The organism is Lentzea indica (genome assembly GCF_012184385.1).
GTDB lineage: Bacteria > Actinomycetota > Actinomycetes > Mycobacteriales > Pseudonocardiaceae > Lentzea > Lentzea indica.
The window spans coordinates 17,394-34,530 of record NZ_VSRL01000076.1 but is presented as its reverse complement, the minus strand read 5'-3'; the positions used below and the strand labels follow the sequence as shown (position 1 = coordinate 34,530).

General features: G+C 68.8%; 16 protein-coding genes and 1 pseudogene. 15 read left to right on the top strand and 2 right to left on the bottom strand.

From position 1 onward, the window contains the following. The 8 genes from FXN61_RS21720 to FXN61_RS21685 form a co-directional block, all read left to right on the top strand. Window positions 1-382: CpaE-like family protein (locus tag FXN61_RS21720; protein ID WP_512698750.1), on the top strand; the 382-nt coding region annotated here is incomplete at its 5' end. Between the two features lie 588 nt (window positions 383-970). Beyond that, complete coding sequence (locus FXN61_RS21715; RefSeq protein ID WP_167975888.1) at window positions 971-2,083, top strand: TadA family conjugal transfer-associated ATPase; 1,113 nt, start codon at window positions 971-973, stop codon at window positions 2,081-2,083. Next, entirely contained in the window at window positions 2,077-2,847 is a 771-nt protein-coding gene (locus tag FXN61_RS21710) for a type II secretion system F family protein (RefSeq protein WP_312877901.1), read from the top strand. Before FXN61_RS21715 ends, FXN61_RS21710 begins: the two co-directional genes overlap by 7 nt. Continuing rightward, a complete protein-coding gene (locus FXN61_RS21705; RefSeq protein WP_246291842.1) occupies window positions 2,844-3,212 on the top strand; it encodes a hypothetical protein in 369 nt (122 codons plus the stop codon). Before FXN61_RS21710 ends, FXN61_RS21705 begins: the two co-directional genes overlap by 4 nt. A 164-nt stretch (window positions 3,213-3,376) precedes the next feature. Continuing rightward, the gene (locus tag FXN61_RS21700; protein WP_167975887.1) at window positions 3,377-3,538 is read left to right on the top strand and encodes a DUF4244 domain-containing protein; all 162 of its coding nucleotides are present in this window, start codon (window positions 3,377-3,379) and stop codon (window positions 3,536-3,538) included. A gap of 10 nt (window positions 3,539-3,548) precedes the next feature. After that, window positions 3,549-3,848 (top strand): TadE family type IV pilus minor pilin, encoded by a 300-nt coding sequence (locus FXN61_RS21695; RefSeq protein WP_167975886.1) that lies wholly within the window; start codon window positions 3,549-3,551, stop codon window positions 3,846-3,848. Next, complete coding sequence (locus FXN61_RS21690) at window positions 3,845-4,270, top strand: Rv3654c family TadE-like protein (protein WP_167975885.1); 426 nt, start codon at window positions 3,845-3,847, stop codon at window positions 4,268-4,270. Before FXN61_RS21695 ends, FXN61_RS21690 begins: the two co-directional genes overlap by 4 nt. 196 nt (window positions 4,271-4,466) lie before the next feature. Next, complete coding sequence (locus FXN61_RS21685) at window positions 4,467-5,087, top strand: bifunctional DNA primase/polymerase (protein WP_167975884.1); 621 nt, start codon at window positions 4,467-4,469, stop codon at window positions 5,085-5,087. Window positions 5,088-5,532: 445 nt separating this feature from the next. Here FXN61_RS21685 and FXN61_RS21680 read toward each other — a convergent pair whose 3' ends face one another. Both FXN61_RS21680 and FXN61_RS21675 read right to left on the bottom strand, forming a co-directional pair. Then, entirely contained in the window at window positions 5,533-6,300 is a 768-nt protein-coding gene (locus FXN61_RS21680) for an aminoglycoside adenylyltransferase domain-containing protein (RefSeq protein ID WP_167975883.1), read from the bottom strand. Window positions 6,301-6,481: 181 nt separating this feature from the next. After that, window positions 6,482-8,779 (bottom strand): DNA 3'-5' helicase SftH, encoded by a 2,298-nt coding sequence (locus FXN61_RS21675; protein ID WP_312877902.1) that lies wholly within the window; start codon window positions 8,777-8,779, stop codon window positions 6,482-6,484. Between the two features lie 215 nt (window positions 8,780-8,994). On the opposite strand from FXN61_RS21675, the pseudogene FXN61_RS21670 reads away from it, so the two are divergent. From FXN61_RS21670 to FXN61_RS21640, 7 genes and pseudogenes are all read left to right on the top strand, one after another. Further along, window positions 8,995-11,303 (top strand): annotated as a pseudogene (locus FXN61_RS21670) (sodium-translocating pyrophosphatase). A 64-nt stretch (window positions 11,304-11,367) separates the two neighbouring features. Next, window positions 11,368-11,940 carry a hypothetical protein gene (locus FXN61_RS21665; RefSeq protein ID WP_167975881.1) on the top strand — a complete coding sequence of 191 codons (573 nt, stop codon included), beginning with the start codon at window positions 11,368-11,370 and terminating at the stop codon, window positions 11,938-11,940. A gap of 29 nt (window positions 11,941-11,969) precedes the next feature. Next, window positions 11,970-12,539, top strand: coding sequence for a hypothetical protein (locus FXN61_RS21660; protein ID WP_167975880.1), 570 nt, complete (start codon window positions 11,970-11,972; stop codon window positions 12,537-12,539). 66 nt (window positions 12,540-12,605) lie between these two features. Next, the gene (locus FXN61_RS21655) at window positions 12,606-13,148 is read left to right on the top strand and encodes a hypothetical protein (protein WP_167975879.1); all 543 of its coding nucleotides are present in this window, start codon (window positions 12,606-12,608) and stop codon (window positions 13,146-13,148) included. Between the two features lie 68 nt (window positions 13,149-13,216). Beyond that, window positions 13,217-13,789 (top strand): hypothetical protein, encoded by a 573-nt coding sequence (locus FXN61_RS21650; protein ID WP_167975878.1) that lies wholly within the window; start codon window positions 13,217-13,219, stop codon window positions 13,787-13,789. A gap of 129 nt (window positions 13,790-13,918) precedes the next feature. Next, window positions 13,919-16,684, top strand: a complete 2,766-nt coding sequence (topA, locus tag FXN61_RS21645) for a type I DNA topoisomerase (RefSeq protein WP_167975877.1) — start codon at window positions 13,919-13,921, stop codon at window positions 16,682-16,684. 17 nt (window positions 16,685-16,701) lie between these two features. Continuing rightward, on the top strand, window positions 16,702-17,133 hold the full coding sequence (locus tag FXN61_RS21640; protein ID WP_167975876.1) for a hypothetical protein: 432 nt from the start codon (window positions 16,702-16,704) through the stop codon (window positions 17,131-17,133). The last annotated feature ends 4 nt before the right edge of the window (window positions 17,134-17,137 follow it).

Sequence of the window (17,137 nt, the reverse complement as noted above, 5' to 3'; positions counted from 1 at the left end):
GCTCGACGCGGGCCGCCGTGCGGGCTGCACGGTGGTGTGCGACCTGCCTCGGCATCCCACCGCGGCTGCCTCTGCCGCCTTGGACCGCACCGACCTGACGGTTCTGGTGGTGCCGGCGGAGGTTCGCGCGACGGCCGCTGCGAGCCGGGTCGCCTCCCGGCTGCTGACGCAGGGCCGCAACATCCGTCTGGTGGTGCGCGGTCCGTCGCCGGGCAACCTCCAGGCCGCCGAGATGGCCGACGTCATCGGGGTGCCGTTGCTGACCCAGATGCGTCCGGAACCGGGACTGTCCGAGGTGCTGGAGCGCGGGCGCTTTCCGCGCAACGCCAAGGGGCCACTGGCCACGACAGCGCGCCTGGTGCTGAAGGAGTTGCGCCCGTGACCTGTCCCGATCGCCTTCGCCGAGCGGTGATCCTCCGGCAGCTTCTTCGTGCTCACTGCATGCCCTCGGCGGGTGCGGATGGAGTTGCTGCCGCGACCGGTCTGGTCGCCCATGGCAAGTGTGGCCAAGCAGAGGCTTCCCCGGACCGGAAGGACGGCAATGCCGCGCCGGCGAGGTCGGCCTGGCGCGAGTTGGCGGAGCTACGGCCACGACCTCCAGCCTCTGCTGGTTCCGCACCGCCGATGAATCTCGGCTCCTGACAAGGCAGCCGTCTGTGGCGCTCCCACCCCTCCCGGTCGAGATCCCCTTCGTGCGAAAGGAACTCGCGCTGTGACCCGTCTTCGCATCTGGTGCCGGATGTTGCGCAACCTCTTCGTCTACGGCCGCCCCATCCCACCTCCCTACATCTTCAGGGAGCCACCGAAATGAGCCGTTTCCTTGCTTGGTGCCGCGAAACCTGGCTCCGCCTGACCGGCCGCGAGATCACCTACGGCCGCCACGCTCAACGCCCGGAGGCGGCGACATGACCGCCGTCGTGACCGGGCGCGGCGCGACCGCCGCCTTGATCGGGCGTCCGAGGTGCGCAACATGACCGCCGCCCTGATAGACCGCGTCCGGCACCGCCTGGCAGGTGCGGACATGGAGATGACAGCCGCCGTGGTCGCCCACGCGGTTCGCTCGGAAGCCGGCGGTGTCCTGGCCGACTCGGACGTCTTGGAAGCCCTCCAAGTCCTCCGTCAGGAGTTCAGCGGCACCGGCCCGCTCGACCCGCTGCTGGCCGACCCCGGCACCACCGACGTACTGGTCACCGCGCCGGACCAGGTCTGGGTGGACGGCACGGCAGGCCTTCGCCGCACCACCATCACGTTCCCCGACGAAGACGCGGTCCGCCGCCTCGCCCAGCGCCTGGCGGTGGCCGCGGGCCGTCGTCTCGACGACGCGTCGCCGTGCGTTGACGGCTGGCTGCCCGGCAGCGGAGTCCGTCTGCACGCCGTGCTTCCACCGATCGCGGACCGCACCTGTCTGTCGCTGCGAATCCTCCGACCGGCCACCCACGACCTCCTGGCACTGCGCCAACTCGGCACGTTCGACGCCGAGATCGCGGAGGCGCTTCGCACGATCGTGCGCAAACGCATGGCGTTCCTCGTGATCGGCGGCACCGGGTCGGGCAAGACCTCGTTGCTGTCGGCACTCCTCGGGTGCGTCCCGCCCACCGAACGGATCGTGTGCGTGGAAGACGCCGGTGAGCTGCACCCGGACCACCCGCAGTTCGTGCGGCTGGTGGCGCGTCCGGCGAACGTCGAGGGCGCCGGCGAGATCACGGTGCGCGGGCTGGTGCGGGAGGCGCTGCGGATGCGGCCCGACCGGATCGTCGTGGGCGAGGTGCGGGGTGCCGAGGTTCGTGAGCTGCTCACCTCGTTGAACACCGGGCATGAAGGCGGAGCCGGGACCCTGCACGCCAACTCGCCTGCCGAGGTGCCGGCGCGGCTCGAGGCGCTGGGGGCGTTGGGCGGGCTCGACGCGCAGGCGTTGCACAGTCAGGTGGCCGCGGCGGTGCGACTGGTGCTGCACATGCGCCGGGACAACAGCACTAGGTACCTCAACGAGATCGGGGCGTTCGAGCGCACCAAGAACGGGCTCGAGGTTCGTCCTGTCTGGACAAGAGACCACGGCTGGTACGAGAAGGAGCTGCTGTGCTGAGCCTTCTGCTGATAGCGACAGCGCTGCTGGTGTGGCCGCAACTCAAGCCGATCCGCAGGCTCAGACCGAAGGGCAAGCGAGAAATCGTTGTGCCGCAGTACGTTTGGCTGATCGCTGCGGTCACCGTCACGTACCTGGCGGCTGGCGTCGGTGGACTGGTGGCAGGAGCGGTCCTCACGGCGGTGATCTACCGAATCCTCAAGCAGGGCAAGCGGAACAAAGCCCTCAAAGCAGCGGCCGAAGCGCTCAGCAACGGTCTGGGCGGCGTGATCGACGAGCTGCGAGCGGGTGCCCATCCCGCCGCCGCGGCCGAAGGCGCTGCCCAGGACACACCCGCACCGGCCGGCGAGGTGCTGAAAGCCGCCGCGGCCACGGCACGGCTGGGCGGTGATGTGGAGCGGACGTTGCGCGAGCTGCGTCAGCCGCTCCTGAAATCCGCTGTGGACCAGCTGGCCAAGGCGTGGCAGGTGTCGGCGAAGCACGGTGTGGCGCTGGCCGACGTTCTGGACGCCACCAGACGTGACCTCGATCAGCGCGCAGCGTTCGCACGGCAGGTGCACGCACGCATGGCCGGTCCGAGAGCGAGTGCCGCGGTGCTGGCAGGGCTGCCGGTGTTCGGCGTGCTGCTGGGAGAGCTCAGTGGGGCGAGGCCGCTCCACGTCCTCACGACCACCACGGCGGGGCAGTTCCTGCTCGTGCTCGGGGCGATGTTCCTCGCGGCCGGCCTGTGGTGGACGAAGCGGATCACCGAGGTGGAGCCGTGACGTTCTTCCTCCTCGCATTGGCAGTCCTCGTCGCGCCGATGCCGCGAAGAGCGATTGATCGGTTGCGGCCCAGAGCCCACGACCCGCCACCGAACGCAACGCGGTCCAGCGGTCCGTTCGAACGGGCTGCGGCCTGGGACCTGCTGGCCGCCTGCCTCAAGGCCGGGCTGCCGGTGCCCACGGCGATCCAGGCGGTCGGCATCAGAGAGCTGAGTCAGGTCGCCGACCTCCTCAGGCTCGGGGCGGACCCGGTCACGGCGTGGGCGCCCGCGCTCGACCAGCCCGCCACCGCGACGCTCGCGAGAGCCGCCAGGAGACCGCGCGTCCGGAGCAGCGCTCGCCAGGCAGACCGCCGAGCTCGCTGAGCGACCAGGCCGAGGCGGCGAATGAAGCCGAGGCCAAGGCACAGAAGGCCGCGGTCGCGGTCGCGGCGCCGCTGGCGCTGTGTTTCCTGCCGGCGTTCCTGTGCCTCGGCGTGGTGCCGGTGGTGCTGGGCCTGGCTGACCAATTCCTCACATAGGAGACAGAGATGGAACTGCTGAAGGACGACAGCGGCATGAGCACGGTGGAGTACGCGATCGGGACGTTGGCGGTGGCCGCGTTCGCTGGACTGCTGTACGTGGTCCTCACCAGCGACTTCATGCAGAACATGTTGCAAGGGCTGATACAGCGTGCGCTGTCGTCGGTCTGATGACACGGGCATGGTCACGGTGGAGGCGGCCATCGCGGTGTGCGCGCTACTCGTGGTCATGGCGCTGGCGGCGGCCGGGCTGACAGCGGTCATCGAGCAGATGCGGTGCACCGACGCGGCGAGGGAGGCGGCACGGCTCACGGCGCGCGGTGAACAGCAGCGCGGCGTGGAGGCGGCAGGGCAGATCGCGCCGGGAGCGAGCGTCGTGATCGACAGCCGAGGGGACGCGGTGAGCGTCGTCGTCCGCAAGAAAGGTCCGTTGGGCGTACCGCTCAGCGCGGAGGCGTTCGCCGTGCTGGAGCCGCGATGAACGGTGACGTGCCTGGCCGTGAGCGGGGGTCGGCTGCGGTGAGCGGTGTGGTGGCGATGTTGTTGCTCATCATCGTCACGGTCGCCGGTGCGCAGATCGGGGCGGCGGTCATCGCGCGGCATCGGGTGACCGGTGCGGCCGACCTGGCGGCGCTCGCGGCCGCCGCTCATCTCACCGAAGGCGATGAAAGTGCTTGTGAGCAGGCGAAACGAACGGCGCAAGCCAACCGGGCCGAGCTGGTCAGTTGCGACGTGAGCGGGTGGGACGTGGTTGTGGAGGTGTCGGCGGTTACGCCGTTCGGCCCGGTGAACGCACGTGCCAGAGCAGGTCCGGCTGAAGATCGAAGCGTTTGGAGCGCGACGAGCGGTCGACTCGCAGCGGTGAGCGGACTCACAAAGGGGCCCGGACATGCTGAACGGTGATCGAACTAAACGCGCGGAGTTCAGTGGCTCGGTCTGGTCGAGGGCGTTCGCCGTCTCGTAGCTACCAGTTGTCGCGCGGGGGTTACGGAGGCCGGGGCCGGTGTCGTTAGTTGTAGTGGCGGCACCGACGCGGTGTCCTACGAAAACCGACACCACGTCGATGTCGAGTCATAGCCTAGGAAGAAGGCGAAGGAAGATGGATTGGTCGGATAGCTGGCGCGGGGCCTTCCGCATTGAACTGCGTGCCGAGGCCGTCAGCCTCGCGTACCGCGGTTGGCCCGTACTGCCCGGCACCTATCCGGCCGGTTCGGAGCAGGGCGTCACCCAGTGGGCGGGCCGCAGCGGGCTCGAGCTCCACGGCCCCATCCCGGTGCACCGCGACTGGGTGGACCGCATCGGTACGCGTCCCGACCAGGTCGCCACGTGGTGGGCGGGTCGCTCCTACAGCCTTCTCGTCGCCACCGGTCACGTGGTGGACGCGATCGAGGTCGGCACCGACCTCGGCCGCCGCGCGGCCGTGGCACTGCGTTCGATCGGTGTTCCCGTGCCGATCGCCGCGACCCCGTCCGGCCGGTGGATGTTCCTGGTGAAGTCCGGCTCGAAGCTCAACACCGAGCTGGCCTCTCACTCCGACGTGCACCTCTACGCCAAGGGCGAGTACATCCCGCTGCCGCCCACCCCGATGGCGCACGGTGTCGTGCACTGGCGGGTCAAGCCGTCGATCTGCGGCTGGAACCTGCCGGACGCGCACGTCGTGCAGGACGCACTCGTCGAGGCTCTGCACACCCCGGCGGGCTACGAGCTCGAAGCCGTCTGACCACAACTACAAAGCCCGGCCGTGCTGGGTGTCGTCGTGGACTCTCCCCGACAACCCCGAAGGCGATGCCCTGCACGGCCGTTCCAACCCCAGCCCGATCCGATGATCGGCCTCCGCACCCCGCACGTCGGGGGCCGCTGAGGAACGGGCGAAAAGCCGAACACGCACCCCGAAGGACAGCCTCCCGCACCAGCGACCGGACCGAGGAACGTTAGTGGCAGGGCACCAGCTCTGCCGCGGTCGGCGAAGCCGGCTCCTCCCCGGAGTTCGTCAGCAGACAGTCGACGCCGTCGCCTCCCGCGTGTCCTGTCTAGACGAACAAACCAGATCCGCCGATGCTCCAAGGATCCGGTCGCGAAGCGGTAGCAGGCGGGAAAACAGTGTTCGGCACGTGGAGAGCGCGCGCCGCGGGTACCCGTGAACCCGCGGCGCGCGCCCACGAAACTCAGAGCCCCTCGGCGTAGGCCGCGAAGGCGCGAGTTTCCTCCATGGTTCCTGGACGCGGCACCGCATCGGCATCCCAGCCGAGGTCCCGGTCCCCGATGACCTGCTCGATCAGCGGGTGCCACCGCTGATCGAGCATTTTCACTCCCCACTCGAGAGCGCCGCGCTTCGACGCCACCTCTCCGGTGTGGATCGTGTAGAGCGTCCGGCAGTACGCCGCGACGATGTAGCGCTGCGTCCAGGCATTGCCCATCGGCGCCCATTCCTCGATGCCTGCCAGCACGTGGGGGAGTTCGGCACGCATCGAAGACCGCAGAACGTCAGCCGGCACCTCGTCGACGAGCGACGTGATCGGCGGGCCGTCCAGCACGATGCCGTGGTTGCGCAGGATCCAGCGGGCGTGCGGACTGTTGCAGTGGGTGTCCCAGATCAACGTACGGCTGCCGTGGTCGTTGAACAGCCACGGAACCCCCAGCCCGGCCACCGAGCGCAGCGACTCCACGTCGGCGTACGAACCCTCGATCTCTGTCGACCAGTGGCCTGGCCGCAGCGGGATCTCGTCGTGCAGCGCGCGCAACCCGGCCTCCCGATCTCCGGACGGCAACTCGGTGCAGGCGACGATGAAGTCGCAGTCGCTGTGGATGTCGCCGGCGCCCAAGGCGAACGAGCCCTGGACGTACGTGCCCACGTAGGTGGGGCCGAGGATCTCGCGGACCGACGAGACGAGGTCGGCGAGCAGTGCGTTCAGATCAGAAAAGGGCGTGAACAAGTCGACTCCTGAAGAACCCGTGGCCAGAAGGGGACGGGCGCGGCGGAGTGATCAGGACAGCCGCGCCCTGAGGCACGGCGGAGCGTCCGGCTCGGCCGCGCCTAGGCGCGACGGGTCCGGTCAGTGGCGTTGCAGCTGCATGCGTTCACGCAGCGACCGTAGCTGGGCCGAGCCGGACGAGTCAGGTGATTTTGCTCAGCACCACGTCCAGCACCAGCACGGCACCGGCCTTGTCCAGCGGGTCGTTGCCGTTGCCGCACTTGGGCGACTGGACGCACGACGGGCAGCCCATCGGGCACGAGCACGCGCTGATCGCCGCCCGCGTCGCCGAGAGCCACGCCCGCAGCGCCGAGTGGCCGCGGTCCGCGAAGCCCGCGCCGCCGGGGTGGCCGTCGTGCACGAACACTGTCGGCATCCCGGTGTCCGGGTGCGCGGCAGTCGACACACCGCCGATGTCCCACCTGTCGCACGTCGCGAACAGCGGCAGCAGACCGATGGCCGCGTGCTCGGCGGCGTGCAGCGCGCCGGGGATCCGTTTCGCCTCCACACCGGCGTCGAACAAGAGCGACTCGTCGACCGTGTACCAGACGGCACGGGTGTGCAGGGTCTGCTCCGGCAGGTCCAGCGGGATCTGGTCGAGCACCACACCGGACGGCAGTCGTCGCAGGTAGCCGACGACCTGAGTGGTCACCTCGACCTCGCCCAGGCACACCGACACACCGCCGAAGTCGGCGCGTTCGACCTCGCGCACCACGGTGATGTCGACACAGTCACGTGGCTGTGTCGACCATTCCGGGTCCTCGCGGTGCACCATCGCGAGCCCGCTCTCCAGGTCGAGGTCGTCGACCACGTACGCCCGTCCCTGGTGCAGGTACACGGCGCCGGGATGCACCTGCCAGCAGGCGGATCCGGGGTCGACGGTGCCGAGCATCCGGCCCGAGTCCGACTCGACGACGGCCACCTGGTCACCGCCGGAGCCGCGGATGTCAACGCCGGAGTGCGGGCGGTCGTGCGACGCCCAGTACCACCCGGCAGGCCGCTTGCGCAGCAGCTTCTCCGCCACGAGGTCGGCGAGCACGGCCTCCGCCAACGGTCCGCCGAAGTCGTCCAGACACGCGGGCGTCAACGGCATCTCGGACGCGGCGCACGCCAGCTGCGGTCCTAAAACATAGGGGTTCAACGGATCCAGCACCGTCGCCTCGACCGGCCGGTCCAGCACCGCGGACGGGTTGTGGACCAGGTAGGTGTCCAACGGGTCGTCCCGCGCCACGAACACCACCAAAGCGCTGTCGCCCGACCTGCCCGCGCGGCCCGCCTGCTGCCAGAACGACGCCAGCGTGCCGGGGAAGCCGGCCACCACCACCGCGTCCAGACCGGCGATGTCGACGCCGAGCTCCAGGGCGTTCGTTGTCGCGACGCCGAGCAGATCGCCTGTGGACAGCGCCTTCTCCAGCGCCCGCCGCTCCTCCGGCAGGAACCCGCCCCGATAGGCGGCCACGCGAGGAGGCAGCTCACTGTCCACTTCGGACAGTATCCGCTGGGCGCCGATGGCGGTCAGCTCCGCACCACGACGTGAGCGCACGAAGGCGAGCGAACGTGCGCCCTCGACGACCAGATCGGCGAGGATCCGCGCGGTCTCCGCGCCGGCCGAACGCCGGACGGGAGCGCCGTTCTCGCCCTCCAGGGAGGTCAGCGGCGGCTCCCACAGCGCGACCGTCCGCGAGGCGCGCGGCGAGAAGTCGTCCACGACAGCGGAAACCGGGACGCCGAGCAGTCTTTCCGCCGACGCGGAAGGATCAGCCACAGTGGCCGATGCCATGACGAAGATCGGATTCGCGCCGTATTTGCGAGCGACCCGCCGCAGCCGTCGCATCAACAACGCCACGTGTGAACCGAAGACACCCCGGTAGGAATGGCACTCGTCGATCACCACGTACTTCAGCCTGCGGAAGAACCGCAGCCATTTCGGGTGCTGCGGCAGGATTCCGCGGTGCAGCATGTCCGGATTGGTGAAGACCCAGTTCGCGTGCGCCTTGACCCAGTCGCGTTCGGCCATCGGGGTGTCACCGTCGTAGGCCGCCGCGCGCACCCCTTTGATCCCCAGCTCGTCGAGCGCGCGGAGCTGGTCCGCACCAAGGGCTTTGGTCGGTGACAGGTACAGCGCAGTTGCCTTCGTGTCCGCCAAAAGAGTGGAAAGCACGGGCAGTTGGTAGGCAAGTGACTTGCCGGACGCGGTGCCCGTCGCGAGCACCACGTGCCGGCCGGACCACGCCAGCGACGCGGCCTCGACCTGGTGCCGCCACGGCTCGCGCACGCCCGTCTCCGTGAACGCCTCGACCACCGGCGAAGCGGCCCACGAAGGCCATTCGACGTGATCAGCCTGCCGCAACGGCAGATCGCGTGCGTGTGTGAGAGGTGACTCCCCGGCGGGCACTCCCGCCAGCACGCGGTCCAGCAACCGACGTCCCTGATCCACCACGAGGCGAGCTTCGCACACGACACCGACACTTCCGGCCGAGGCGTACTCGACTTCCTGCGCGGATAACGGTGTGTGCACGGATCGGGACACTTCGTTGCCTCGTTGCAAGCAACCCCTAGACTCCCCGCTCATCGCATCCAATGAGGGATGCGTCACGTCGCGCTGGGCGGCTGGTCTGCCTTGGCGCTGCACATGGCAACTCACCAGGAGGACGGATGTCCCGGCAATTCCTCGCGGAGAGCCTCGAGCTCTCCGGGGGTGATCGCGGCGTCGTAGCCGTGGTCGCCGTGGTCGCCCTGGCTGCTCTCGCCGTCGGGTACGTGCTGCTCAAGGAGGTGCTGGCCGCGGGCCAGGGCACCCCCAAGATGCAGGACATCGCCAAGGCGGTTCAGGAGGGCGCAGCGGCCTACCTCAACCGGCAGTTCCGCACGCTCGGCATCTTTGTCGTGATCGTGTTCGTACTGTTGTTCGCGCTACCGGCAGATGATCTGTCCGAACGAATCGGCCGATCTTTGTTCTTCATCGTCGGTGCCGCGTTCTCGGCGACTATCGGCTACCTGGGCATGTGGTTGTCCACGCGCGCCAACGTGCGTGTCGCCGCCGCCGCGAACGAAGAAGGCGGTCGCGAAAAGGCGACGCGCATCGCGTTCCGCACCGGTGGTGTGGTCGGCATGACCACGGTCGGCCTCGGCCTGTTCGGTGCCGCGCTGGTCGTGCTCGTGTACGCGGGTCAGGCCCCGAAGGTCCTGGAGGGCTTCGGTTTCGGCGCCGCGCTGCTCGCGATGTTCATGCGTGTCGGTGGCGGCATCTTCACCAAGGCCGCCGACGTCGGCGCGACCTGGTCGGCAAGGTCGAGGTCGGCATCCCGGAGGACGACCCCCGCAACGCCGCCACCATCGCGGACAACGTGGGTGACAACGTCGGTGACTGCGCCGGTATGGCCGCGGACCTCTTCGAGTCCTACGCCGTCACCCTGGTGGCGTCGCTGATCCTCGGCACCGCCGCGTTCGGTGCGCAGGGTCTGCTGTTCCCGCTGATCGTCCCGGCGATCGGTGTGCTGACCGCGGTCATCGGTGTCTACACGACGAAGGCGAAGGCGGGCGAGAGCGGCCTCACGGCCATCAACCGCTCCTTCTACATCTCCGCGGTCATTTCCGCGGTGCTGTGCACCATCGCGGCGTTCGCGTTCCTGCCGAGCTCCTTCGCGGACCTCAACGGCATCTCCGACGCGATCAAGTCCACCAGCGGCAACCCGGCGCTGATCGCGTCCGTCGCGGTGATCATCGGCATCGTGCTGGCCGGCGTCATCCTCTGGCTGACCGGCTACTACACCGGCACCGAGCACAAGCCGGTGCAGGAGGTCGGCAAGACCTCGCTGACCGGTGCGGCCACGGTGATCCTGTCCGGTATCTCGGTCGGTTTCGAGTCGGCCGTCTACACCGCGCTGGTCATCGGTGCTGCTGTGTACGGCGCGTTCCTGCTCTCCGGTTCGGTCGTCGTCTCGCTGTTCGCGATCGCGCTGGCCGGTTGTGGTCTGCTCACCACCGTCGGTGTCATCGTCGCGATGGACACCTTCGGCCCGGTCTCGGACAACGCGCAGGGCATCGCCGAGATGTCCGGCGACGTGCACGGCGAGGGCGCGCAGATCCTCACCGAGCTCGACGCGGTCGGCAACACCACGAAGGCCATTACCAAGGGCATCGCGATCGCGACGGCGGTGCTCGCCGCGACGGCGCTGTTCGGCTCGTACCGCGATGCGATCGAGCAGGCCATCGCCAAGGTGGGCAACGTCGCGGGCGATCTGCCCGTGTCGTTCACCAACCTGGTGTTCAGCCCGAACATCCTCGTCGGCATCACCATCGGCGCGGCTGTCGTCTTCATGTTCTCGGGTCTCGCGGTCAACGCCGTGACGCGCGCCGCCGGTGCCATCGTCTTCGAGGTGCGCCGTCAGTTCCGCGACAACCCCGGCATCATGGACGGCTCGGTCAAGCCTGAGTACGGCCGCGTCGTCGACATCTGCACCCGCGACTCGCTGCGTGAGCTCGCGACGCCGGGTCTGATGGCCGTGCTCGCCCCGGTCGCCGTCGGCTTCGGCCTCGGCGTCGGCCCGCTGGCCGGGTACCTCGCCGGCGCGATCGCGACCGGCACGCTGATGGCGGTCTTCCTGGCCAACTCCGGTGGTGCCTGGGACAACGCCAAGAAGCTGGTCGAGGACGGCAACCACGGTGGCAAGGGCTCCGACGCCCACGCCGCGACGGTCATCGGCGACACGGTCGGCGACCCGTTCAAGGACACGGCCGGCCCCGCGATCAACCCGCTGATCAAGGTCATGAACCTGGTCTCGGTGCTGATCGCGCCTGCGATCGTCACCTTCTCCATCGGTGACAACGCGTCCGATCCGATCCGGATCGCGATCGCCGTGGTCGCGGCACTGATCATCGTCGCGGCGGTGGTCGTGTCGAAGCGTCGCGGTACCGCCATCGCGGACGCTCCCGCGGAGTCCGTGAGCAACGGCGCCGCGTAGTTCCACCGCCGGTCGGGGTACGTTCGGGGCTCCCCCCGACGTACCCCGACCGAGGAGTTACGACATGAGGCTCAGCCTCGTCGCCACTGCCGCTGTTGCCGCCCTTGCGCTGGCCGGGTGCACCAACGGCGGCAACTCCGGCACTTCATCGACGCCCACCAACGGCGCGGCCAGCCCCGAGGCCGTCGCCTACATGGACAAGGTGTGCGGCGCCGCTTCCGAGTTCGCCAAGATCGAGAAGACCGCCCCGAAGCTCGACGCGGGTGACTCCGCCAAGCTCAAGGCCGAGATGGCCGCTTACATGGGCCAGCTCGCCGACGCCTTCACCAAGTCGGCGGAGGGCCTCAAGAACGTCGGCCCGTCGCCCGTCGCGGGCGGTGAGGAGGCCGTCACCAAGATGGCCGAGACGTTCACCTCGCTCGGCGCCGTCTTCGCCGACGCCAAGACGAAGGTCGAGCAGGCCGACGCGAACAACGCCACCGGAGGCCTCCAGGCCGCGGGAGAGGCCATCGCCAAGCTCTCAGAGCTCGCTGACCCGCTGCGCGACCTCAAGGCCGTCCCCGAGCTGCAGAAGGCCACGCAGACCGCGCAGAAGTGTCAGGAGATGCACCGCCTCAACGTCACGCCGACGAGCTGAGCGGGGCCGTTCGGAGTAGTTTCCGGCTCATGCGTCGCACAGCCATCGCGCTTCTGACGAGCTGCCTGTTCGCGATCACCGCGTGCAGCAGCGGAGGCTCGTCCACGTCACCGTCGGCCGCCCCCATCGAGGCCGACGTGGTGGTGTGGATGGACAAGGTCTGCGGTGCCGTCGCCGGCACCGTGAAGGCCATGTCGGACGAGCCCAGCATCGACATGAGCGACCCGGCGAAGCTCAAGACCGGCCTGTCCGAGTGGCTCGGCACCAAGGTCACCGCGGTCGACAAGTCGATCGCGGACCTCAAGGCGCTCGAGAACGGTCCGCACCCGAAGTCGAAGGAGCTGGTCACCACCGCTGAGCAGGGCATGGACCAGATCAGGACCCTGCTCGCCGACACCAAGTCGAAGCTCGACTCGTCGACCGATCCGACCCAGGTCGTCACCGCCTTCACCGAGATGGTCTCCAAGGCCGCCGCACTGGAGACGACCGCTGCCGACGTGCAGAAGAAGCTCGACGAGACGGGACTCGGGGAGGCCTCCAAGAAGGCCGCCAACTGCAAGGAACTGGAGACCTCGCCGACCGCTCCGCCGACCTCGTAGCGCTCGGATCGCGGGTCGCCCGAACGGGTACTGTTCAGGCGATCTGCGATCTGAGCTGGGGGTTCAGTGAGACCACGTCTGATCGCCGTCGTCCTGGCCTCGTCGGTGCTGGCCGGCTGCAGTTCCGACGAGGACAAGCCGCTCACCGACGCCCAGGGCCAGTGGGTCGACACGTTCTGCGGTGGCCTCCTGCCCGGTATCAAGGCCGGCAAGGAGCTGCAAGCACAGGACCCGGCCAACCCCGCAGCGGTTAAAACGGCCTACCTGAAGCTCGTGACGGAGAACGCCACCGCGCTCGCCGGCGCCGAGAAGAAGCTCAGCGAACTGGGGCCGCCGTCCGACGAGCTGAAGAACGTGCACGAACGGCTGACGAAGTACTTCAGCGAGTCGGCCAGGTCCTACGAGGCGGCGAAAGCGCCGGTCACGGCGTTGGAACCGAACGCGCAGTTCTGGGACAACGCCGAAAAGGTGCTGACCGACACGTCACAGGTGAGCAGCCCTGAGGGGCTGCGGGCGACCTTCGACGCGTTGGAGAAGTCGCCCAAGTACGCAGCGGCGATGGGCAAGTCCGCATCCTGCGGCGAGTTGAAGAGCAGCGGGCCGCAGTAATCCCTCGACCGGCACAGTCACAATCGCACCACTGGTCACAGTCGAACGTCTGTTCTACCCTGTGGGCCGTGGTTGGGCAGCTGTCCTTCTTCTCGGCCGAAGCGAGAACGCCGGCCAAGGCGGACCTCGCCGGCTTCCTCTGCGGGCCGGGCCAGGCCGTCAGCTTCGCGCGCGGCACGGCTGCCCGCGTCTACGTCGAGCTGCGCGACGAGTGGCGACTGCGGCCTCTCAAGCAGGCCTGCGCGGAGCGTGGTGTGACGTCTGAGCTGTGCGTAAACGAGGAAGGCACGCACTTCGTCCGCACGCCGTTCCGCACCGATCTCACCCCTCTGGCCGCCCGCTGGCTGGACGGATCTGTCAAGAAGGTGCCTGCGGACTTTGAGCTGAACGGAGCAGTGCTGCGGGTCTGGGCGCTGGCCGCGGGCAGCTGGATGGAGTCGGCGTACCTGCTCGGTTTGGACCCCAACGCACCGCAGACACACCTGCCGTTGCAAAATGCGCTGCTCGCATCCGGACTTCCGTGCACCCTGGTAGGGGCTCCGGCGTTGCGGGTAACCGGCCGTAGAAGGCTCGCGAGGCTCGCTGAGCTGGTCGGAAGCCCTCCGCACGGAGTGGCGATGAGCACCTGGCCGGCGGCCTGAGCGGGCGGTCCGGCATGGTTGTGTCACTCTGTCTCGTCGTACAGGCGTCGCGGATGGTGTGCTTTTCGGCCGACGCTGGGCAACACTGGCGGGCCTGGGAACCGGGTTTGGAAGAGAGCGGGACGGCGAGTGGCTGGATCGACACGGACGAGAAAGAGCAGCGGAGGCGGGGGCAACACCCGACGATTGGTGATCGTCGAGTCGCCCACGAAGGCGCGCAAGATCGCCTCATACCTCGGCGCCAACTTCGTCGTGGAGTCCTCCAGGGGACACATCCGGGACCTGCCGCGCGGTGCTGCTGACGTTCCCGCGAAGTTCAAGGGCCAGGCGTGGGCCAGGCTCGGCGTGGACGTCGACCACGACTTCGAGCCCCTCTACGTGATCTCCGCCGACAAGAAGTCGCTGGTCACCGAGCTGCGGGAAGCGTTGAAGGACGTCGACGAGCTCTACCTCGCGACAGACGGTGACCGCGAGGGCGAGGCCATCGCGTGGCACCTGCTGGAGACGCTCAAGCCCAAGGTGCCGGTCCGCAGGATGGTGTTCCACGAGATCACCGAGTCCGCGATCCAGGCCGCCGCCGCGAACCCCCGCGACCTCGACCAGGACCTGGTCGACGCCCAGGAGACCCGCCGCATCCTCGACCGCCTCTACGGCTACGAGGTCAGCCCGGTGCTGTGGAAGAAGGTCATGCCGAAGCTCTCGGCTGGCCGTGTGCAGTCCGTGGCGACGCGTCTGGTCGTGGAGCGCGAACGTGAGCGGATGAAGTTCGTCTCGGCGAGCTACTGGGACATCTCCGCGCAGATGGACGCCGGGGCCGAGGCCGCGCCGCGTCAGTTCGGCGCGCGTCTCATCGCTGTCGACGGCACCCGCCTCGCCACGGGCCGTGACTTCGGCTCTGACGGCAAGCTCACCGGCAAGGCCGACGTCGTCGTGCTGGACGAGGCGCAGGCCCGCGCCATCGCGGCCGGGCTGGAGAACGCGCCGGTCAAGGTCGCCTCCGTCGAGGAGAAGCCGTACTCGCGCAAGCCGTACGCGCCGTTCATGACCTCGACGCTGCAGCAGGAGGCCGGCCGCAAGCTCCGGTTCTCCGCGGACCGCACGATGCGCACCGCGCAGAAGCTGTACGAGAACGGCTACATCACCTACATGCGTACCGACAGCACGACGCTGTCGGAGACCGCGATCAACGCGGCCCGCACGCAGGCGACGGACCTCTACGGCGCGCAGTACGTCGCGAAGGAGCCGCGCCAGTACACGCGCAAGGTCAAGAACGCGCAGGAGGCCCACGAGGCGATCAGGCCGGCGGGAGAGGTCTTCCGCACGCCAGGTCAGGTGGCCGCCGAGCTCGATTCCGACGAGTTCAAGCTCTACGAGATGATCTGGCAGCGCACGATCGCGTCCCAGATGGCAGACGCGCGGGGCAACACGACCAGCGTGCGCATCCAGGGCCGTGCCGCGACGGGCCAGGAGGTCACGTTCGCCGCGTCCGGCCGCACGATCACGTTCGCCGGCTTCCTCAAGGCCTACGTCGAGACCGTCGACGCCGAGGCCGGTGGCGAGTCGGACGACGCGGAGTCGCGCCTGCCGCAGCTGGTCAAGGACCAGGACCTGACGATCGCGGAGCTGTCCGCGGACGGTCACACCACCTCGCCGCCCTCGCGCTACACCGAGCCGTCGCTGATCAAGACGATGGAGGAGCTCGGCATCGGCCGTCCCTCCACCTACTCGTCGATCATCAGCACCATCCAGGACCGCGGCTACGTGTGGAAGAAGGGCGCCGCGCTGGTCCCGTCCTGGGTGGCGTTCGCCGTGGTCGGGCTGCTCGAGGGCCACTTCGGCCGCCTCGTCGACTACGACTTCACCGCCGCGCTCGAGGACGAGCTGGACGGCATCGCCGCAGGCAGGCAGCAGCGCACCACGTGGCTCTCCGGCTTCTACTTCGGCGGCAGCATCGGCCCCGACGGCTCGATCGGCCGCTCCGGTGGCCTGAAGAAGCTGGTCGGGACCGGTGTCGAGGACATCGACCCGCGCGAGGTCAACTCGATCCCGCTGTTCAGCGACGCCGAGGGCCGCACCGTCGTCGTCCGCGTCGGCCGCTTCGGCCCGTACCTGGAGCGCGAGGTCGACGGGGCGGCGCAGCGCGCGAACCTGCCGGACGACCTGGCGCCGGACGAGCTGAGCTCGGAGATCGCCGAGAAGCTGTTCTCGACGCCGCAGGAGGGCCGTTCGCTCGGCACGGACCCCGTCTCGGGCAACGAGATCGTGGCCAAGGAAGGCCGCTTCGGCCCGTACGTGACCGAGGTGCTGCCCGAGGCGTCCGAGAACGGCACGCCGAAGAAGGCGCCGAAGCCGCGCACCGGCTCGTTGTTCAAGTCGATGTCGCTGGACACGGTGACGCTGGAAGACGCGCTGAAGCTGCTCTCGCTGCCGCGCGTGGTCGGCAAGGACCCGGAGACGGGCGCCGAGATCACCGCGCAGAACGGCCGTTACGGCCCGTACCTGAAGAAGGGCACGGACTCGCGGTCGCTGGCGGACGAGTCCCAGATCTTCACGGTCACGCTGGACGAGGCCCTGAAGATCTACGCCGAGCCGAAGAAGCGGGGTCGTTCCGCCGCCTCCGCGCCGCCGTTGCGCGAGCTGGGCAACGACCCGGTGTCGGGCAAGCCGATGGTGATCAAGGACGGCCGGTTCGGGCCGTACGTCACCGACGGCGAGGCGAACGCGTCGTTGCGCAAGACGGACAGCGTCGAAACGATCACCGACGAGCGCGCGGCCGAGCTTCTCGCCGAGAAGCGCGCCAAGGGGCCCGTCAAGAAGAAGGCTCCGGCGAAGAAGGCGACGACGGCAGCGAAGAAGCCCGCGGCCAAGAAGGCGCCCGCGAAGTCCAAGAGCTGATCGAAGAGGAGGTGGCGGTGCCGACGAACGAGTTCGGACCGGACGGGACGCAGGCCCCGCCTCCTCCACGGCTGTTCCCCGACCCGCTGGCGGGTCTGGTGACGGCCGACACGTGGACCGCGTCGCAGTGGTCCGGCCAATGGGCGCAGTACGCGGCATCACGTGTGATCGTGGCCGTACCGCCGACGCCGACCGAGGAGATGCGGAAGGCCATCTGGGCGGCGATGGAACAGGAGCAGCGGCGACCGCGCAATCGCCGTCAGCGTGCTCAGGCTCCCCAGCAGCAGTACGTGCCGCAGCAGTTTCCTCACGCGCAGCAAATACCTGTGGCGCAACAACAACAGCCCACGAAGCAGACGAACGGCGTGGCGGCGTTCATCGGCTGTCTGGTCGTGATCGGCTTCTTCGTGCTGATCGTGATCAGCATTCTTGGAGCGATCTTCAGCTAGCCGT